This window comes from Mesorhizobium sp. WSM4830 (assembly GCF_055811495.1).
Window position 1 is genome coordinate 132,066 of the sequence record NZ_JBVVQI010000005.1, and the last position, 15,395, is coordinate 147,460.

Consider the following 15,395-nt stretch of genomic DNA (forward strand, 5'->3'; position numbering starts at 1 on the left):
AGAACGGTTTCACAACATCGTGACGGGCCAAGCGGTTCCGCCATCGCCCCGATCAATGGTAGTGCCCGTGAGCCAAGCCTCAAGCGTTGGCGCCGCCGTCGATGGTCAATGCCGCGCCTGTCACGAAGCGCCCTTCGGGACCGGCAAGCCAGGCGACCATGCCGGCGATCTCGTCGGCCGTGCCGAAGCGAGGCATCGCCATCTTCTGGCGCTGATGCTCGGCGTGCGGGCCGGCTGCCGGATTCATGTCGGTATCGGTCGACCCGGGATGGACGACATTGGCGGTGATGCCGCGCGGACCGAGATCGCGTGCAAAGGCCTTGGTCAGGCCAACCAAGGCAGCCTTGCTGGCCGAATAGGCGCTCAGGCCGGCGTCCGTGGCACGCTCGGCCAGGTTGCTGCCGATCGAGATGATCCGGCCACCCTCGCCCATATGCGCTGCTGCCGCCTTGGCGGCGACGAACGGGGCTCTGAGGTTGACCTCCATTGTCTCATCGAAGTCGGCAAGCGACAGGGCATCAATCGGCGCAGCGCGCCAGATGCCGGCGCTGTTGACCAGGATGTCGAGCCGTCCGAAGGCTTTTGCTGCCTCATCGACTGCAGCCTCGATCGCCGCAGCATCGCGATTGTCGGCCTTGATGGCAAAGGCCCGGCCGCCGGCCGCCTCGATTTCCCTGACCACCCCGCGCGCCGCTTGCTCGCCATTCACATAGGTGATTGCCACGCCCGCGCCGTCGGCCGCGAGCCTTCGTGCGATCGCCGCACCAATGCCGCGGCTGCCGCCGGTGACGAGGGCGGCCTTGCCGTTCAAGCTGCTGGATGACATTTGCTGCTCCATTTTGTAGTGATTGATACATAAATATCTGCCAGCCTTGCTGAACCACGTCAACTGAATTATGTATCGACCAATACAGAAAGGATGCCATGCCGGAACGAGGCCGCCCCCGTACCTTCGATCGAACCGCCGCCTTGCGGCGCGCAATGGAAGTGTTTTGGGCCAAGGGCTATGAGGGCGCGTCGATAAGCGATCTGACCGCTGCAATGGGCATCAATTCACCCAGCCTCTATGCCGCCTTCGGCAGCAAGGAAGCGCTGTTTCTCGAGGCAACCGAGCTTTACACGCGGGTCGAGGGAACCGATATCTGGTCCGCGCTGGAAAAGGCGCCGACCGCGCGCCAGGCGGTCGAGCGGTTCCTGAGGCAGACTGCCAGGGCCTATTCACAGACCGGTCGTCCGCAAGGCTGCCTTATCGCGCTCGGCGCATTGCACCAGGATTCAAGCCGCGGCGCCATCTGCGATGATCTGCGCCGTCGCCGCGCCGAAAACCGCGAAGCCTTGCTGAGACGGCTCGAGCGTGGGGTGGCCGAGGGGGAGTTGCCGGGCGATTTCGACTGCGGTACGGCCGCGACCTTCTACGCGACCGTGCAGCACGGTATGTCGATCCAGGCGCGCGACGGCGCGTCGCGCTCGGCCCTTCTGGCGACGGTGGCCGGGGCAATGGCGGCTTGGATAGCGATGGCCGGCACCGGGGCGGCGTGACAATCGAACCAGGCAGACAAGAACAGACATTCAGATTACTGCAGAGACGGCTCCAGCCTACCGGCAACGAAGCCAACGGCACGCTCCACCACACCCTCGTCGGCTAGAATGCGGCGGTGGCCGAGCCCGTCGGCCCAGTAAAGCCGCACATGGTCTCCGGCGCGCGTGTAGAGCCTTGCATGCTCGGCGGACACTTCGCGGTCGTCCGGTGCGTGGATCACCAGCGTCGGCAGCGGCGTGCTTGCCAGTTGGCGGTCACCGGTGAACTCATGCAATGGCCGGCCGGCGATGCGCTCGACCCGGTCGGCCATGGCGGCCTGCGAGCGCGAGCCGACATTCAGCATGCGACTGAAATCAGCAAAGATTGCCGGCAGCGAGCTCGGCGCAGCGATAAGCACCAGTCGCCCGGCCGCCAATCGCGGGATGTTCCTGATTGAACCGGCGACTGCATTGGCGGCAACGGCACCACCAAAGGAATGGCCGACGATGGCGGCAAACGGCCCGAACCATTCGCCGGCAACCCGTGCCGCATCGACCGCACTGACCAGGGTAAGCCGGCGGCCCTGCGACTGGCCGTGGCCCGGCAGGTCGAGCGAGACCACCTTGTAGCCGGCATCGCGATAGGCTTCGATCAGCGTTCGCATGTATTCGGTGCGCGAACGCCAACCATGGATGACGAGCACTGTGCCGGCAGTTGCCCTGCCCGGCTCGGGCCGGAATTCATGCACCATGACGCAGCCGGTTCTGGTCTTTAGCCGGTGATGGCGCGCTTGGGTCATGAAATCGGCGGCGCGATCGATTGCGCGGCGCTCACCTTGGCTCAAGCTCTTTTCGTGCGGTGTGCGGCAGAACAGCTCGAATGCGGCGCGCCCGGTGAGTCGCGGTGCCACATGCTCAGCCACGCCGAACGTGCCGCGGATGACCTTCAGTCCAAATGATGCCATAGTGCCGATCCATTCATTGGTTCAAGCATGAACATAATAGTTCAAACATGAACATTAAGCAAGACCTGCCCTGGGACAACCCGCGTTTTCGCAACTGGGTCGCGGTGGCGCGCGCCTGCCACGTGCTGGAACGCACCCTGGCGGTGAAGCTGGCGCCGCTCGACTTGAAGCCGGCGCAGCTCGACGTGCTGATGAACCTCTACCGTCATCCAGGCATGTCGCAGCATGACCTCGCTCGTCGCCTGCTGGTCGGCCGCTCCAACATCACCATGCTTTTGCCGCAGCTGGAGACCCGCGGCCTGCTGCGCCGCGAGGGCGACGAGAAGGACAAGCGTGTGCTGCGGCTGACATTGACCGAGGCCGGCGAGGCACTGCTGATGCAGGCGCTGAAGGTCCATATGGCGCTGATCGAGAAGGCGATGAGCCAGTCGACACCGGAACAATGCGACATGATCGGCGAACAGATGCGGAGGGTTGCCGAGGTTTTGAAGACCGCCTGACGGCCCAGTGCTCCACCACCAAGTGCTTCACCACATCGACTTTTTTGCGCGCTCCGGCCATTCCTTGTCGTAGACCTCGCCGTCGATGTTCTTGCGGCTGGTGATTTCCAGGATTTGGCCGGGAGTCGGCAGCGATTTCGGGTCGACATGCCTTGCCAGATTCCACAGTTCCGATCGGTGGATGGCGCGGGCGCACTGGAAATAAACCGCATCGATCTCGACGATCGTCACCGAGCGCGCCGGCTTGCCCTCGACGGCGAACGAGGCGCAGAGCCCGGGGTCGGTGGTGATGCGGGCACGGCCATTGACGCGCAGCGTCGTGCCGGAACCCGGCACCAGGAACAGGAGCGCGACGCGCGGATCGCGAAGGATGTTCCTTAGCGAATCGGCACGGTTGTTGCCGCGCCGGTCCGGCATCATCAGCGTTTTCGGATCGTCGATGCGGACGAAGCCAGCGAGGTCGCCGCGCGGCGAGCAGTCCAGCCCTTCAGGCCCGCAGGTCGCGAGCACGGCAAATGGCGAAGCCTCGATTATAGCCGCGTATTCGGGAATCAGCTGGTCGAGTTCTTTGACCACCGACGCCTCGCCGGGCAGGCCATAGAGCGCTTCGAGTTGTTCGACGCTGGTGATCATCGACATGTTTTCGTCTCCAAAGCTTTGCCGGCGCTACTCCAGATGCATGACGTTTTCACGACATGGTGCCCACTTGCCGGTCATCACGAAACGGGTGTCGAGGCAACGCGAACAAGCGCAAACGCTTTCACCTACACAATCGTGCCGACGGATACGGAGACCGAAAAATGGATAAACCGCACGACCGGCGACGCACCGCCATGGAACTTATCGAAAACATGTTCAATGTTGAAATGCGTTTCCTGCAATCAGGGTCGGAGAGCCTCGATATGCTTGCCGGCGCATTTCATGCCGAGATTGTCGTGCATGAGCCGCGCTCCCTGCCCTATGCCGGTGACTGGAACGGCCTCGACGGCGTTGGCGCCCTTTTCCGCAAGATGCGGGAAATCTGGAGCGACGTGGCGGTGGAGGACCTTCAGGTCGCCCAAAACGATGACACGGTGTTCATGAGCTGCACGCTTTCACTGACGTCGCGGGCCAATGGTGCAACCATCAAACAGCCGTTTGCCGAAGTCTTGCGCTTCAAGAATGACCGGCTGATCGAAGGCATGCCGTTTTATTACGACACCAGCGAGATACTGGCGATCCTGCGTTGACCGGAGAGTCCTGCGGGATCCATTCAACGGTCGCGGCTCAGGCCCTTCTCTTCCAATTCGGCGAGATAGGCGGCCCAGCGTGCATCCTTCTCATGACCCAGCGTGTGCAGGTAATTCCAGGTGAAGATGCCGGTATCATGGAAATCGTCGAAGGTGATGCGTACAGCATAATTCCCGACCGGCTCGATCTTAAGGATCGCGACATTGCGCTTGCCGGGAACGGTGACGCGCTGTTCGGGCGAATGGCCCTGCACCTCGGCGGATGGCGAGGCGACGCGCAGCAACTCGGCCGGCAACTCGAACGGCTGATGGCCCGGAAAGGTCACGGAAAGCAGCTTGCGATCTTTCGAGACCCTGAGTTCCTTCGGCGCTGTCATGGTGGTGGATCCTGCGGAGAACTGCCCTTCCCTACGCCGCTTCGTGTCGAGGGAAAAGGCCGCATGGAAAGTTCCGACATGATCTGTCGGCGTCGGAATGTTACCGAAGATCGCGAGCTTCTATCTTGAATGGCAAGTTGGCTCGTATCACATAGCCATATATAACGAAGCCGTTCACGGCCACGGGAAGCGCATAAGCATGGATATGATCGATCCTTTCGGTCGCACGATCACCTACCTGCGCGTGTCGGTCACCGACCGCTGCGATTTCCGCTGCACCTATTGCATGGCCGAGGACATGACGTTCCTGCCTAAGAAGGACCTGCTGTCGCTGGAAGAACTCGACCGGCTCTGCACGGTCTTTATCGAAAAGGGCGTGCGCAAGCTCCGCCTCACCGGCGGTGAGCCGCTGGTGCGCAAGAACATCATGCACCTAGTGCGCCAGCTTTCGCGGCATCTCGAGAGCGGTGCGCTGGAAGAGCTGACGCTGACCACCAACGGATCGCAACTTTCCCGCTTTGCCGCCGAGCTCGCCGACTGCGGCGTCAAGCGCATTAACGTCTCGCTCGATACGCTCGATGCCGACAAATTCCACCAGATCACCCGCTGGGGCAATCTGGACAAGGTCATGGACGGCATCGACGCCGCGCAGGCGGCCGGGCTGAAGGTAAAGCTCAACGCCGTGGCGTTGAAGGACTTCAATGACGCCGAATTGCCGGACATGCTACGCTGGGCGCATGGCCGCGGCATGGATCTGACGGTCATCGAAACCATGCCGATGGGCGAGATCGACGCCGACCGCACCGACCAGTATTTGCCGCTGTCGCTGCTGCGCGCGGCACTCGAGCGCCAGTTCACGCTAAGCGACATCCCTTACAAGACCGGCGGCCCGGCCCGCTATGTCCACGTCGCCGAGACCGGCGGGCGGCTCGGCTTCATCACGCCGATGACGCATAATTTCTGCGAAAGCTGCAACCGGGTCCGGCTGACCTGCACCGGCACTCTCTACATGTGCCTCGGCCAGGAAGATGCCGCCGACCTGAGAGCGCCGCTGCGTGCGTCGGAAGGCAACGAGCTGGTCGCCGATGCCATCGACGAAGCAATCGGCCGCAAGCCCAAAGGCCATGACTTCATCATCGATCGCCGCACCAACCGTCCCTCGGTGTCGCGGCATATGAGCGTCACCGGCGGCTGATTTTTCGCCGATTTCGTGCAAGAATAATCGCCTTGGTATCGGCGCGAGGCGAGGCGTGCAGCGGTTTTTTGCAGTCCTGACGTTTTTCGGAGTGATGGCGGGGACCACGGCAGTCGCCGCGCCATTTACCTATACGAACGAGCGCTTCGGTACCGTCTGCACCTTTCCGGATGAAATCTTCACTCTTCGCCAGCCCGAGCCGGACAATGGCGATGGACAGCAATGGCTCACCGCCGATGGCGCCAGCCTGATCTGTTCGGGTATCCTCAACATCGATGATGACACCCCGACAGCCTTCGTCTCCGCTGAGAGGGCCAGCAAGGAACCTGGCTACAGGATCACCTACAGCAAGACTGGCAAGGACTGGGCGGTGCTGTCGGGCATCAAAGGCGGGAATATCTTCTATGAACGCCGCCTGTTCGGAAAAGACGGTGTCATCCGCACGGTCTGGATCGACTATCCGCCAGCCTTGAAATCGAAATACGACGCGCTCGTCGATGCGATTGCCGGTAGCCTCAGGGGACTGTGAGCATCCGCGACGTCAGAACTTATTCGCAGCCTATTGTTTTTGCTAGCGAGTCACGGTTGTTGACGCGTGTAGTCGTATCGTACGGCAATCCATTTCTTGCCGCTGCCATTGGCCTGGAGGAAATGTTGCTCGGCCACTTCGTGATTGTCGCCGTCCCTGGAAATGACGAAATCGGAGGCCGTGAATCGCCCTTCGACCTCGGGCCCGAACCCGACGAAACCAAGCGGCTCGAACAGCAGTGAAATCTTGCCGTCCTCCTCGCCACCAAAACTCCAGGCGGGCATGATCCCTGCCGGGAAACGGGTGTCCATGGAGACATACTTCCAGCGGCCCTCCACCCGGTCATAGCTCAAATAGGCTATCCGCTGGAAGTCTGGGATTTTCGACCCGCGCGCCGGGCGCATCACCTCCTGCATGAAGGGGCCGATCATCGTGCGCTCGGCCACCAGCCCGGTCATCACGATCGGCTGGGCGCCGGGCGTTGGCCAGATCGTGTTGACGACGGACCATTTCCCGACGCGGCGAGCGAGCTCATCCGCTTCGTGACCCGGCGTGGACATCCGTTCGACTGCCGACGCCGAAGCGCCGTTCTCGGCGAACGCAGGCGCTATCGCCATGAGGATAACCGCCAGTGCAGAAGAGAACCGGAAAGCCGACGAAACGTGCCGCCTGCTGCCTGTGCCAAGCCTGTCCGCATTGCCTCGTGCATTCATCATGGACTACCTCCCCAGACAAGATCAGAAGCCTACAATGACCAATTTGGTGAATCTTGCCGAGCAAATTTGATGGCGTCGAAAAGTTTTCCTGGAGCCGCGGTGTGATCAGTTTGCCCTCCGAAGCCACCCTTTAGAACGGCACCTTTCGGGGTCACACCCAGAAAAGGTCTTGTCCGCAAACGGTCACCGGATTTACCGCAAGCCCATTCGGGCCTAGCCTCTGCCCTGGAGCGGTTCTTCGCCCAGTGGGGGAATACGATATGCGCAAACTCATTCTTTCTCTTGCATTGCTCAGCCTCGCGGCCCTGCCTGCGGCGGCTCAGTCGATCGGCGGCACCTATGTCGTGGCCGGCACCAATTTCGATGGGTCGTCCTATGATGGCGACGCGACGATCACGCTGACGAGCGAGACGACCTGCACGATCCATTGGGAGACAGGCGGCTCGTCCTCGGACGGTATCTGCATGCGGAACGACGATGCCTTCTCCGCCGGCTATGTCATGGGCAAGGCGGTCGGTCTTGTCGTCTACAAGGTGCAGGAAGACGGCTCGCTGCATGGCCTGTGGACGATTGCCGGCAAGGAAGGCAACGGCACCGAGGTACTGACGCCAAAATAAGCCCTGCCGCGCTTGCGCGGCAGATGTCATCGGCCACAGAAAGGCTGTGGCCCAGCCCTTTGACGTTGCTGTCTTGTGGGTGCCTGCTAGACGCTTGCTGCAGGACTCACACGGTAATCGCCTTGCCTCTTTCGCCAAACCTGCGCGGCGCGTTGTTCATGATGGTGGCCATGGCTGGTTTCACCCTCAACGACGCGATCACCAAATTCTCATCGGAATCGATGAACATGGCGCAGGTCATGCTGATCCGCGGCGCCTTCGCTTCGCTTTTCGTTGGCCTGCTTGCGTGGCAACGCGGCGCGCTTGCCCTGCCAGCTTCGATGCTGCAGCCGACAGTTGCGCTGCGCGTCGCCGGCGAGGCCGGCGCCACCGTGTCGTTCCTGGTTGCCCTGGCACATCTTCCGATCGCCAATGTCTCCGCCGTGCTGCAGGCGCTGCCGCTGGCGGTGACGATGGGCGCCGCGCTTGTGTTCAACGAGGGCGTCGGCTGGCGGCGCTGGCTGGCTATTGCCGTCGGTTTTGCCGGCGTGCTGATCATCGTGCGGCCGGGCTTCGAAGGGTTCAGCGTCTTTTCTCTGCTGGCGCTGGCCAGCGTCGCGTGCTGTGCGGTGCGCGATCTCGCCACCAAGCGGATACCGCAGGCAATTCCGACATTGCTGGTGTCGAGCGCCACGGCACTTGCCATGACAGTTCTGGGCGCGGCACTGCTTTCGCCGATGGGCGGCTGGACACCGATGACAGGAAGAACCACGGCGTTCCTGGCGCTGGCGGCGGTGCTTGTGCTCATCGGCTACCAGTTCATCATCACGGCGATGCGGGTGGGCGATATCTCCTTCATCGCGCCGTTCCGCTACACCGCCCTGCTCTGGTCAATCCTGCTTGGCTTCACGGTCTTCGGCGATGTCCCTGATCTGCCGATGATCCTCGGTGCCACGATCATCATCGTGTCGGGCCTCTATGCACTCTACCGCGAACGGATCGTCGGCCGGCAAAAGACAGCTGCCGAAAGCGCTGGACCGGACATGGCGCCGGACGGCATATAGGCGTGACCGTCGACGACCGTCTGATTTGAAAACTGGATTTTGGTCATTGGGTCTAGGCAGCAAACGATGGGCCGACATATCGCAGGGATCATTCTGGCCGGCGGCCGGTCGAGCCGGATGGGTGGCGGCGACAAGACCCTGCTTGCACTTGGCGACGGTACTCTGCTCGACCGTGTCGTTTCGCGCCTTGGCCCGCAAGTCGGCCCGCTTGCGCTAAACGCGAATGGCGATCCGGCACGGTTTGCCGCGACGGGGCTTCCGGTGCTTGCCGACACCGTCAAGGGTTATGCCGGGCCGCTTGCCGGGATCCTGACCGGCCTCGAATGGGCTTTCGACACGACTTGCCAGGCGCTGGTCACGGCTGCCGGCGACACGCCTTTCCTGCCCAGGGACATGGTCGAGCGGCTGCTTGCGGCAGCCGACGAACGCCCCGGCTCGATTGCGGTCGCCTGTTCCGGCGGCAAACGGCATCCGACCTTTGCGCTGTGGCCGCTGAGTTCCGGCCAGGTCTTGCGACAATTTCTCGTCGAGGAAGACAATCGGCGCGTTTCGGCGTTCATCGACCGGCACGGTTTTGTCGAGGTGGAATTTCCCATCCTGAAATCCGGCGGGGCCGAGATAGATCCGTTCTTCAACATCAACACTCCGGACGACCTTGCCCAGGCCGCGCATCTGTTGCAGAGCATCGAGCCATGAAAAGACGTATTTTCGGCATCACCGGCTGGAAGAACTCCGGCAAGACGACATTGACCGAAAAGCTGGTAGCAGAACTCGTCCGGCGCAACTGGAAAGTGTCGACTGTAAAACACGCCCATCATGATTTCGACATCGACAAACCCGGCGCGGACAGCTTTCGCCACCGGCAGGCGGGAGCGACGGAGGTCGCGGTCGTGTCGGGCAGGCGCTGGGCGCTGATGCACGAATTGCGGGGCGAGGACGAGCCGACGCTGGACGCGATCCTGTCACGGCTGGCACCCTCCGATATCGTGCTGGTCGAGGGGTACAAGCGCGAGGCGCACAAGAAAATCGAGACGAGACGGCTCGAGGCCAAGGACCGGACACCGCTCTCGGCAGGCGATCCACACATTGTCGCCATCGCGTCCGACTTCCCCATTGTCGGCGAAGACTTGCCGGTTTTCGATCTCGACGACACGAATTCGATAGCTGACTTCATCGAGCGCGCCACCGGCCTGTCGCGCTGAGAATGCGGCAGAAGACAGTTTCCGCCCACTTACTTTCCAATTTAGGCGTCTGACCCAGCGTCATCGCTTTCTGAACATGACCTTCCCTCAAGCGACGGTTTTGCAGTTGCTTTTTCTTGGGAAAGAATGGGAGTATCGCGCCAGCGGGCGGTCAAAAGCACCGCCCACAGAGCCGTTCGGGAACGACGGCCGGGACCAACAGAGAGGACCATTATGCGTATTGCACTGCGTATCGCGCTCGCCGCATCGGCTGCGCTGCTGACGCTTGGCGTTGCCCAGGCCCAGGAAAAAACCTTGCGGATCGGCACCGAGGGAGCCTATCCCCCATTCAACAATCTGACAGCCGACGGCCAGCTCGTAGGCTTCGATATCGACATTGCCAAGGCGCTCTGCGACGAGATGAAGGTGAAGTGCACCTTTGTCGCGCAGGACTGGGACGGCATCATTCCAGCCCTTCAGGCAGGCAAGTTCGACGCCATCGTCGCGTCTATGTCGATCACGCCGGAACGCGCCGAGAAGGTCGACTTCACCCACAAATATTACAATACGCCGCCGGCGATCGCCGCGCCCAAGGACACCGACATCAAGGGTGTCACCAAGGAAGACTTGGCCGGCAAGACAATCGGCGTGCAGGCGTCCACCACGCATTTCAACTATTCGACCAAGACTTATACCGACAGCACCGTCAAGCCGTACCCGACCGCGCAGGAATACCAGCTCGATCTGGCCAATGGCCGGCTCGATGCCGCCAATGACGACGTCGTCGTGCTGCAGCAATGGCTGGATTCGCCGGACGGCGCCTGCTGCAAGCTGGTCGGCACAATCCAGCCGGTTATCGAAATCCACGGTCCGGGCGCCGGCATTGCCGTGCGCAAGGGCGAGACCGATCTGGTCAACCAGTTCAATGCGGCGATCGACGCCATCCGCGCGAATGGAAAGTACAAGGAAATCAACGACAAGTACTTCAAATTCGACGTCTATGGCGGCGAGTCCTGATCGACCGACATAGGTCGACGTGAACGGCGGGAGATTCCCGCCGTTCTTATAAGGATGCCGCGCACGAGGGGTGACGCGGCACGGGTGGCAAAGAGCCTCAAGGAGAACAGGCCGGCGGATGCAGAGCGCACTGACGCTTCTCAGTTGGGGACCCGAAGGCTGGCTCGACGACATCGCCGCGGGTGTGTTTGTCACGGTATGTCTTGCGCTGGCCACTTTGCCATTTGGCCTGACGCTCGGCTTTTTCGTGGCGCTGGCCAAACAGTCGGAAGAGCCGTCGCTGAGACTGGCCGGGAACATCTACACCACGATTTTTCGCGGAATACCCGAGCTGCTCACGCTGTTTCTGATCTTCTTCGGCATCCCATTGATCCTGCAGTACATTGTCCGGCTGGTGAGCCCCGGAACGTCCGCCGACGTCAACAGCTTCGTCGCCGGCATGATCGCGCTATGCTTTATTTTCTCCTCTTATTCCAGCGAGGTATTTTTATCCGCCTTCCGTGCCATTCCAAAAGGGCAATATGAGGGAGGCTATTCAGTTGGCCTGTCCAGCGGTCAGACGATGCGGCTGATCGTGCTGCCGCAGTTGATCCGCATCGCGTTGCCCGGACTTGCCAATCTCTGGCTGATCCTGCTCAAGGACACCGCCCTCGTATCGGCCGTTGGCCTCAACGAGATCCTCCGGCAGAGCGGGGTTGCCGCGCGCGTCACCAAGCATGCCTTCCTGTTTTATGGTTTTGCCAGCCTGATTTATCTCCTGCTGGCGATCGTCTCCTCCTTCGGTATCAATGCGATCGAACGAGCGGTCGGCGGCAGAGAGGTCAAGAGATGAGCCTGGCCACCGATACGCTGAAGGTCGACCGGCCGCCGCCGCCCGCACGCGGCTGGTCGCGCCAACGCATCCTCGGCCATGTCCTGGTCGGCCTGTGGATCGCTCTCGGCATTGGCATGGTCGTCTACCTGGTCGCTGCGTGGAACCCGGAGTTCTTCCAGAAATATGCACCCGGTTACATATCCGGCCTCGGCATCACCCTGTTGCTGGTTGCCATCTCGATTGTGCTTGGTGCGATCCTGTCAGTGCCGATCGCCTATGCACGCATGTCGAAGAACCCGATCCTTTCGGGGTTCGCCTATGCCTATGTCTATTTCTTTCGCGGCACGCCGCTGTTGGCGCAGACCTTCCTGGTCTACTACGGGTTGGGCTCCTTCCGGCCGGAGCTCGAGATGGTCGGCCTGTGGGGTTTCTTCCGCGAGGCGTTCAACTGCGCGATCTTCGCCTTTTCACTGAATACTGCCGCGTACCAGGCCGAGATTTTGCGTGGCGCGATCGAGAGCGTGCCGAGGGGCCAATGGGAAGGTGCCGCCTCGCTCGGCCTGCACAAACTGCAGACGATGTGGAAGATCATCCTGCCGCAGGCGCTGATCGTCGCGCTGCGACCCTACGGCAACGAGATCATCCTGATGATCAAGGGCTCGGCGATCGTCGCCATCATCACCGTCTACGATCTGATGGGCGTGACGAAGCTCACCTATGCGCGCACTTTCGACTTCCAGTCCTTTATCTGGGCGGCGATCGTCTACCTGATCATTGTCGAGATGTTGCGCCACGCAGTCGAATGGATCGAACGGCGCATCACCATCCATCTGCACCGCTGACTCCCACCGCACTATCTCATCCGCTAAGAAGGCCTGATCCGGTAAGAAGGCCGGAAAGCAGGCTTGAAAGGATTTCGAAAACATGGCTTCGGTGGCATTTCTCGGTCTTGGCGTCATGGGCTATCCGATGGCCGGGCATCTCAAGAACAAGGGTGGTCATGACGTCACCGTCTACAACCGCACCAGGGCCAAGGCCGAGCAGTGGGTTGTCCAGCATGGCGGCAGCTTCGCCGCGACGCCGGCGGAGGCGGCCGAGGGCAAGGACTTCGTCTTTTCGTGCGTCGGCAATGACGACGATCTGCGCTCGGTAACGACCGGCGCCGGAGGCGCCTTCAATTCCATGAAGAAAGGCGCCATCTTCATCGACAACACCACGGCATCGGCCGAGGTCGCGCGCGAACTGGCGCAGCAGGCGCAAGCGCTCGGGTTTGCGTTTCTCGACGCCCCGGTCTCCGGCGGTCAGGCAGGCGCCGAGAACGGCATGCTGACCGTGATGGTCGGTGGCGAGCCAGACGCCTTCGACAAGGCCAAGCCAGTCATAGATGCTTATGCCCGCATGATCGGATTGATGGGACCGGCCGGGGCTGGCCAGCTCACCAAGATGATCAACCAGATCTGCATCGCCGGCCTCGTTCAGGGCCTGGCCGAGGGCATCCATTTCGGCCAAAAGGCTGGGCTCGACATCGAAAAGGTCATCGAGGTGATCTCCAAGGGCGCCGCCGGTTCCTGGCAGATGGAGAACCGCCACAAGACGATGAACGCCGGCAAATATGATTTCGGCTTCGCCGTCGACTGGATGCGCAAGGATCTTGGCATCTGCCTCGCCGAGGCCGACCGCAACGGCGCCAAACTACCGGTGACGGCACTTGTCGACCAGTTCTACAAGGACGTGCAGGCGATGGGCGGCAAGCGCTGGGACACGTCCTCGCTGCTGGCGCGGCTGGAGAAATAGGACTTCACCGTGGCCGAGCTTTCGCCTCAATCCAGCGCCGACGAAATCGTCGCTCATCTGCGCTCGATCGCCTCGGAGGAAAATCGACTTGGCATGCTGCGCTACGGCATCAAGATCGAACGTGCGCTCGGTATCTCGCATGGCGTGCAGCGGCAGATTGCCAAGAAAATCAAGCGCAACCATGAGCGTGCCTTCGAGCTTTGGCAGACAGGCATCATGGAGGCGCAGTTCATCGCTTCCGTGACAGCCGATCCGGAGCGGTTCTCCGCCGCGGATGCAAGACGATGGGCGGCGACTTTCGACTCCTGGGATATCGTCGACGGGGTCTCCGATCTCTTTGTTGATACGGATTGCTGGAGGGAATTGATCGCCGAATTCGCGGTCGACGAACGGGAATTCGTTCGGCGCACGGCTTTTGCGATGATGGCCTGGTCGGTGGTTCACCGGAAGAAGGAACCCGACACGACCTTCCTCGAATTCCTGTCGATCATCGAAGCGCATGCGACCGACGGCCGCAATTTTGTGAAGAAGGCCGTGAACTGGGCGCTTCGTTCGATCGGCAAGCGATCGATGAATTTGCACCGCCCTGCCCTTGCCGTGGCGCAAAAACTGGCAGCCTCGACGGACAAGACTGCACGCTGGATCGGCAAGGACGCCGTGAAGGAACTTTCCGATGCCAAGACGCTTGAGCGGCTCGCTGACAGAAAAGCTTGACCTGAGCGAACTGCGCTTCACGGAGGTGACGCAATCGACGCGCGCCGATTTCGAAAACCTGTTCGAGCAACCCGGCGGGCCGAAATACTGCTGGTGTATGGCTTGGCGCAATCTTGACCGCCGCGAGCATGTCGAGAACGTCGAGAAGAAACGCGCGATGATGGCGCTGATCGACGCCGGCACGCCGGTCGGCATTGTCGCCCAGAACGATGGCCGGACCGTCGGCTGGTGCTCGGTCGCGCCGCGCGAGACCTACCGCAAGCTGTCACGGCAGCAGGACGACCGCGAGGCGGGGATCTGGTCGATCGTCTGCTTCTTTGTGCCTAGAGCGTTGCGCGGCGGCGGGCTGGCGAGCGCATTGCTTGATGCAGCCATCGATCACGCCTTTGCCAAAGGCGCCACGACGATCGAGGCTTATCCCGTCGACCAGGCGTCGCCGAGCTACAGCTTTATGGGTTTTCGGGACATGTTCGCCGCCCGCGGCTTTCGCGAGATCGGCATGACCGGCTCGCGCCGGCATGTGATGCGGCTTGAACGTTGACCTTGGCGACAGCGGCAGCTTTACTTGCTGGCATAGGCCGCAGATCAAGGCTCAGCAGTGGAGCAGGAATGAAAAACCGTCTCAAGTCAGGCGCGACGCTTGCAGCCGCAGTGTTCGCGTCTGTTGTCGCAGGCAACGCTTGCGCCGGGACGATGCATATTTTCTGGAAGGATCTGCGCCCGGCGAGCCAGGCAGCCGCCGAAAGCGTCGGGCTGCCAATGATCGCGGCCAAAATGCCGGATCATGGCGAGACGCTGTCACTCAACTTGCAGGACAAGACCGTACAACTCGCGGGCTATGCACTGCCGGTCGATCGCGACGGTGATCTCGTCTATCAATTCCTGCTGGTGCCCTGGACGGGAGCCTGCAGCCATATGCCGACGCCGCCGCCCAACCAGATCGTCCTCGTTACGCCTGCCCAACCCTACCGGATGTCTGAGGCCTACCAGCCGGTTTCGGTAACCGGCGCATTGCAGCCGGGCATGGAGAAGAGTCAGCTTTTTATCCTTGACGGTGTAAGCGTCATCCAGTCGGGCTACACCGTGCGCAAGGCCGAGGTGGTCGACGTCGACACCGTGCCGGATACGATCACGCTGCCGGTCAACTCGCCCTGGACTTTCCTCAACAAAAAGAAGAACTAAGCAG

General features: G+C 61.5%; 21 protein-coding genes. 16 read left to right on the plus strand and 5 right to left on the minus strand.

From position 1 onward, the window contains the following. Positions 1-79: 79 nt before the first annotated feature. Complete coding sequence (locus AC0L2Y_RS09305; RefSeq protein ID WP_352491314.1) at positions 80-826, minus strand: 3-oxoacyl-ACP reductase family protein; 747 nt, start codon at positions 824-826, stop codon at positions 80-82. A gap of 98 nt (positions 827-924) precedes the next feature. Between AC0L2Y_RS09305 and AC0L2Y_RS09310 the strand changes: the two genes are divergently transcribed. Further along, complete coding sequence (locus tag AC0L2Y_RS09310) at positions 925-1,539, plus strand: TetR/AcrR family transcriptional regulator (RefSeq protein WP_473555577.1); 615 nt, start codon at positions 925-927, stop codon at positions 1,537-1,539. Between the two features lie 35 nt (positions 1,540-1,574). Here AC0L2Y_RS09310 and AC0L2Y_RS09315 read toward each other — a convergent pair whose 3' ends face one another. Continuing rightward, positions 1,575-2,483, minus strand: a complete 909-nt coding sequence (locus tag AC0L2Y_RS09315) for an alpha/beta hydrolase (RefSeq protein WP_473555580.1) — start codon at positions 2,481-2,483, stop codon at positions 1,575-1,577. Positions 2,484-2,530: 47 nt separating this feature from the next. Between AC0L2Y_RS09315 and AC0L2Y_RS09320 the strand changes: the two genes are divergently transcribed. Continuing rightward, positions 2,531-2,983: a MarR family winged helix-turn-helix transcriptional regulator gene (locus AC0L2Y_RS09320; protein WP_254817243.1), complete on the plus strand. Its 453-nt coding sequence runs from the start codon at positions 2,531-2,533 to the stop codon at positions 2,981-2,983. A 27-nt stretch (positions 2,984-3,010) separates the two neighbouring features. Here the strand turns inward: AC0L2Y_RS09320 and AC0L2Y_RS09325 are convergent, their stop codons facing one another. Continuing rightward, positions 3,011-3,622 (minus strand): pyridoxamine 5'-phosphate oxidase family protein, encoded by a 612-nt coding sequence (locus AC0L2Y_RS09325; RefSeq protein WP_473555582.1) that lies wholly within the window; start codon positions 3,620-3,622, stop codon positions 3,011-3,013. A 161-nt stretch (positions 3,623-3,783) separates the two neighbouring features. Here AC0L2Y_RS09325 and AC0L2Y_RS09330 point away from each other — a divergent pair, with 161 nt between their 5' ends. Further along, positions 3,784-4,212 carry a nuclear transport factor 2 family protein gene (locus AC0L2Y_RS09330; protein WP_473555584.1) on the plus strand — a complete coding sequence of 143 codons (429 nt, stop codon included), beginning with the start codon at positions 3,784-3,786 and terminating at the stop codon, positions 4,210-4,212. Positions 4,213-4,235: 23 nt separating this feature from the next. Here AC0L2Y_RS09330 and AC0L2Y_RS09335 read toward each other — a convergent pair whose 3' ends face one another. Continuing rightward, positions 4,236-4,589 carry a gamma-butyrobetaine hydroxylase family protein gene (locus tag AC0L2Y_RS09335; protein ID WP_023717628.1) on the minus strand — a complete coding sequence of 118 codons (354 nt, stop codon included), beginning with the start codon at positions 4,587-4,589 and terminating at the stop codon, positions 4,236-4,238. A 199-nt stretch (positions 4,590-4,788) separates the two neighbouring features. On the opposite strand from AC0L2Y_RS09335, the gene moaA reads away from it, so the two are divergent. Together moaA and AC0L2Y_RS09345 are read left to right on the plus strand one after the other, a co-directional pair. Then, positions 4,789-5,784, plus strand: coding sequence for a GTP 3',8-cyclase MoaA (moaA, locus tag AC0L2Y_RS09340; RefSeq protein ID WP_352491308.1), 996 nt, complete (start codon positions 4,789-4,791; stop codon positions 5,782-5,784). A 55-nt stretch (positions 5,785-5,839) separates the two neighbouring features. Further along, positions 5,840-6,313 carry a hypothetical protein gene (locus AC0L2Y_RS09345; RefSeq protein WP_352566232.1) on the plus strand — a complete coding sequence of 158 codons (474 nt, stop codon included), beginning with the start codon at positions 5,840-5,842 and terminating at the stop codon, positions 6,311-6,313. Positions 6,314-6,363: 50 nt separating this feature from the next. Here the strand turns inward: AC0L2Y_RS09345 and AC0L2Y_RS09350 are convergent, their stop codons facing one another. Next, on the minus strand, positions 6,364-7,029 hold the full coding sequence (locus tag AC0L2Y_RS09350) for a DUF1579 family protein (RefSeq protein WP_473555587.1): 666 nt from the start codon (positions 7,027-7,029) through the stop codon (positions 6,364-6,366). 260 nt (positions 7,030-7,289) lie between these two features. Between AC0L2Y_RS09350 and AC0L2Y_RS09355 the strand changes: the two genes are divergently transcribed. From AC0L2Y_RS09355 to AC0L2Y_RS09405, 11 genes are all read left to right on the plus strand, one after another. After that, positions 7,290-7,646: a hypothetical protein gene (locus tag AC0L2Y_RS09355; RefSeq protein WP_352491305.1), complete on the plus strand. Its 357-nt coding sequence runs from the start codon at positions 7,290-7,292 to the stop codon at positions 7,644-7,646. Between the two features lie 122 nt (positions 7,647-7,768). Then, complete coding sequence (locus AC0L2Y_RS09360; RefSeq protein ID WP_352491304.1) at positions 7,769-8,689, plus strand: DMT family transporter; 921 nt, start codon at positions 7,769-7,771, stop codon at positions 8,687-8,689. 66 nt (positions 8,690-8,755) lie between these two features. Beyond that, positions 8,756-9,385 carry a molybdenum cofactor guanylyltransferase MobA gene (mobA, locus tag AC0L2Y_RS09365; protein WP_352491303.1) on the plus strand — a complete coding sequence of 210 codons (630 nt, stop codon included), beginning with the start codon at positions 8,756-8,758 and terminating at the stop codon, positions 9,383-9,385. After that, the gene (gene mobB / locus AC0L2Y_RS09370; RefSeq protein ID WP_473555591.1) at positions 9,382-9,891 is read left to right on the plus strand and encodes a molybdopterin-guanine dinucleotide biosynthesis protein B; all 510 of its coding nucleotides are present in this window, start codon (positions 9,382-9,384) and stop codon (positions 9,889-9,891) included. The genes mobA and mobB overlap by 4 nt, the downstream gene beginning before the upstream one ends. 213 nt (positions 9,892-10,104) lie before the next feature. After that, positions 10,105-10,887, plus strand: a complete 783-nt coding sequence (locus tag AC0L2Y_RS09375; RefSeq protein ID WP_292653573.1) for an ABC transporter substrate-binding protein — start codon at positions 10,105-10,107, stop codon at positions 10,885-10,887. Between the two features lie 118 nt (positions 10,888-11,005). Then, positions 11,006-11,719, plus strand: a complete 714-nt coding sequence (locus AC0L2Y_RS09380) for an ABC transporter permease (RefSeq protein ID WP_473555594.1) — start codon at positions 11,006-11,008, stop codon at positions 11,717-11,719. Continuing rightward, positions 11,716-12,543 (plus strand): ABC transporter permease, encoded by an 828-nt coding sequence (locus tag AC0L2Y_RS09385; protein ID WP_473555596.1) that lies wholly within the window; start codon positions 11,716-11,718, stop codon positions 12,541-12,543. The genes AC0L2Y_RS09380 and AC0L2Y_RS09385 overlap by 4 nt, the downstream gene beginning before the upstream one ends. 82 nt (positions 12,544-12,625) lie before the next feature. Next, complete coding sequence (locus tag AC0L2Y_RS09390) at positions 12,626-13,495, plus strand: NAD(P)-dependent oxidoreductase (protein ID WP_473555598.1); 870 nt, start codon at positions 12,626-12,628, stop codon at positions 13,493-13,495. A 9-nt stretch (positions 13,496-13,504) separates the two neighbouring features. After that, positions 13,505-14,209: a DNA alkylation repair protein gene (locus AC0L2Y_RS09395; RefSeq protein ID WP_473555599.1), complete on the plus strand. Its 705-nt coding sequence runs from the start codon at positions 13,505-13,507 to the stop codon at positions 14,207-14,209. Further along, complete coding sequence (locus AC0L2Y_RS09400; RefSeq protein WP_473555602.1) at positions 14,169-14,750, plus strand: GNAT family N-acetyltransferase; 582 nt, start codon at positions 14,169-14,171, stop codon at positions 14,748-14,750. Before AC0L2Y_RS09395 ends, AC0L2Y_RS09400 begins: the two co-directional genes overlap by 41 nt. 68 nt (positions 14,751-14,818) lie before the next feature. Then, positions 14,819-15,391 carry a DUF3299 domain-containing protein gene (locus AC0L2Y_RS09405; RefSeq protein WP_292653568.1) on the plus strand — a complete coding sequence of 191 codons (573 nt, stop codon included), beginning with the start codon at positions 14,819-14,821 and terminating at the stop codon, positions 15,389-15,391. Positions 15,392-15,395 lie beyond the last annotated feature (4 nt).

Excerpts from the sequence above, each read along its gene's own strand:
- AC0L2Y_RS09405 (WP_292653568.1), top strand. The coding sequence starts at position 14,819 with ATGAAAAACCGTCTCAAGTCAGGCGCGACGCTTGCAGCCGCAGTGTTC.
- mobB (WP_473555591.1), top strand. The coding sequence starts at position 9,382 with ATGAAAAGACGTATTTTCGGCATCACCGGCTGGAAGAACTCCGGCAAG.
- AC0L2Y_RS09390 (WP_473555598.1), top strand. The coding sequence starts at position 12,626 with ATGGCTTCGGTGGCATTTCTCGGTCTTGGCGTCATGGGCTATCCGATG.
- AC0L2Y_RS09305 (WP_352491314.1), bottom strand. The coding sequence starts at position 826 with ATGTCATCCAGCAGCTTGAACGGCAAGGCCGCCCTCGTCACCGGCGGC.
- AC0L2Y_RS09325 (WP_473555582.1), bottom strand. The coding sequence starts at position 3,622 with ATGTCGATGATCACCAGCGTCGAACAACTCGAAGCGCTCTATGGCCTG.
- AC0L2Y_RS09400 (WP_473555602.1), top strand. The coding sequence starts at position 14,169 with ATGCCAAGACGCTTGAGCGGCTCGCTGACAGAAAAGCTTGACCTGAGC.
- AC0L2Y_RS09320 (WP_254817243.1), top strand. The coding sequence starts at position 2,531 with ATGAACATTAAGCAAGACCTGCCCTGGGACAACCCGCGTTTTCGCAAC.
- AC0L2Y_RS09375 (WP_292653573.1), top strand. The coding sequence starts at position 10,105 with ATGCGTATTGCACTGCGTATCGCGCTCGCCGCATCGGCTGCGCTGCTG.
- AC0L2Y_RS09355 (WP_352491305.1), top strand. The coding sequence starts at position 7,290 with ATGCGCAAACTCATTCTTTCTCTTGCATTGCTCAGCCTCGCGGCCCTG.
- AC0L2Y_RS09350 (WP_473555587.1), bottom strand. The coding sequence starts at position 7,029 with ATGATGAATGCACGAGGCAATGCGGACAGGCTTGGCACAGGCAGCAGG.
- mobA (WP_352491303.1), top strand. The coding sequence starts at position 8,756 with ATGGGCCGACATATCGCAGGGATCATTCTGGCCGGCGGCCGGTCGAGC.
- AC0L2Y_RS09310 (WP_473555577.1), top strand. The coding sequence starts at position 925 with ATGCCGGAACGAGGCCGCCCCCGTACCTTCGATCGAACCGCCGCCTTG.
- AC0L2Y_RS09315 (WP_473555580.1), bottom strand. The coding sequence starts at position 2,483 with ATGGCATCATTTGGACTGAAGGTCATCCGCGGCACGTTCGGCGTGGCT.
- AC0L2Y_RS09335 (WP_023717628.1), bottom strand. The coding sequence starts at position 4,589 with ATGACAGCGCCGAAGGAACTCAGGGTCTCGAAAGATCGCAAGCTGCTT.
- AC0L2Y_RS09380 (WP_473555594.1), top strand. The coding sequence starts at position 11,006 with ATGCAGAGCGCACTGACGCTTCTCAGTTGGGGACCCGAAGGCTGGCTC.
- moaA (WP_352491308.1), top strand. The coding sequence starts at position 4,789 with ATGGATATGATCGATCCTTTCGGTCGCACGATCACCTACCTGCGCGTG.
- AC0L2Y_RS09385 (WP_473555596.1), top strand. The coding sequence starts at position 11,716 with ATGAGCCTGGCCACCGATACGCTGAAGGTCGACCGGCCGCCGCCGCCC.
- AC0L2Y_RS09330 (WP_473555584.1), top strand. The coding sequence starts at position 3,784 with ATGGATAAACCGCACGACCGGCGACGCACCGCCATGGAACTTATCGAA.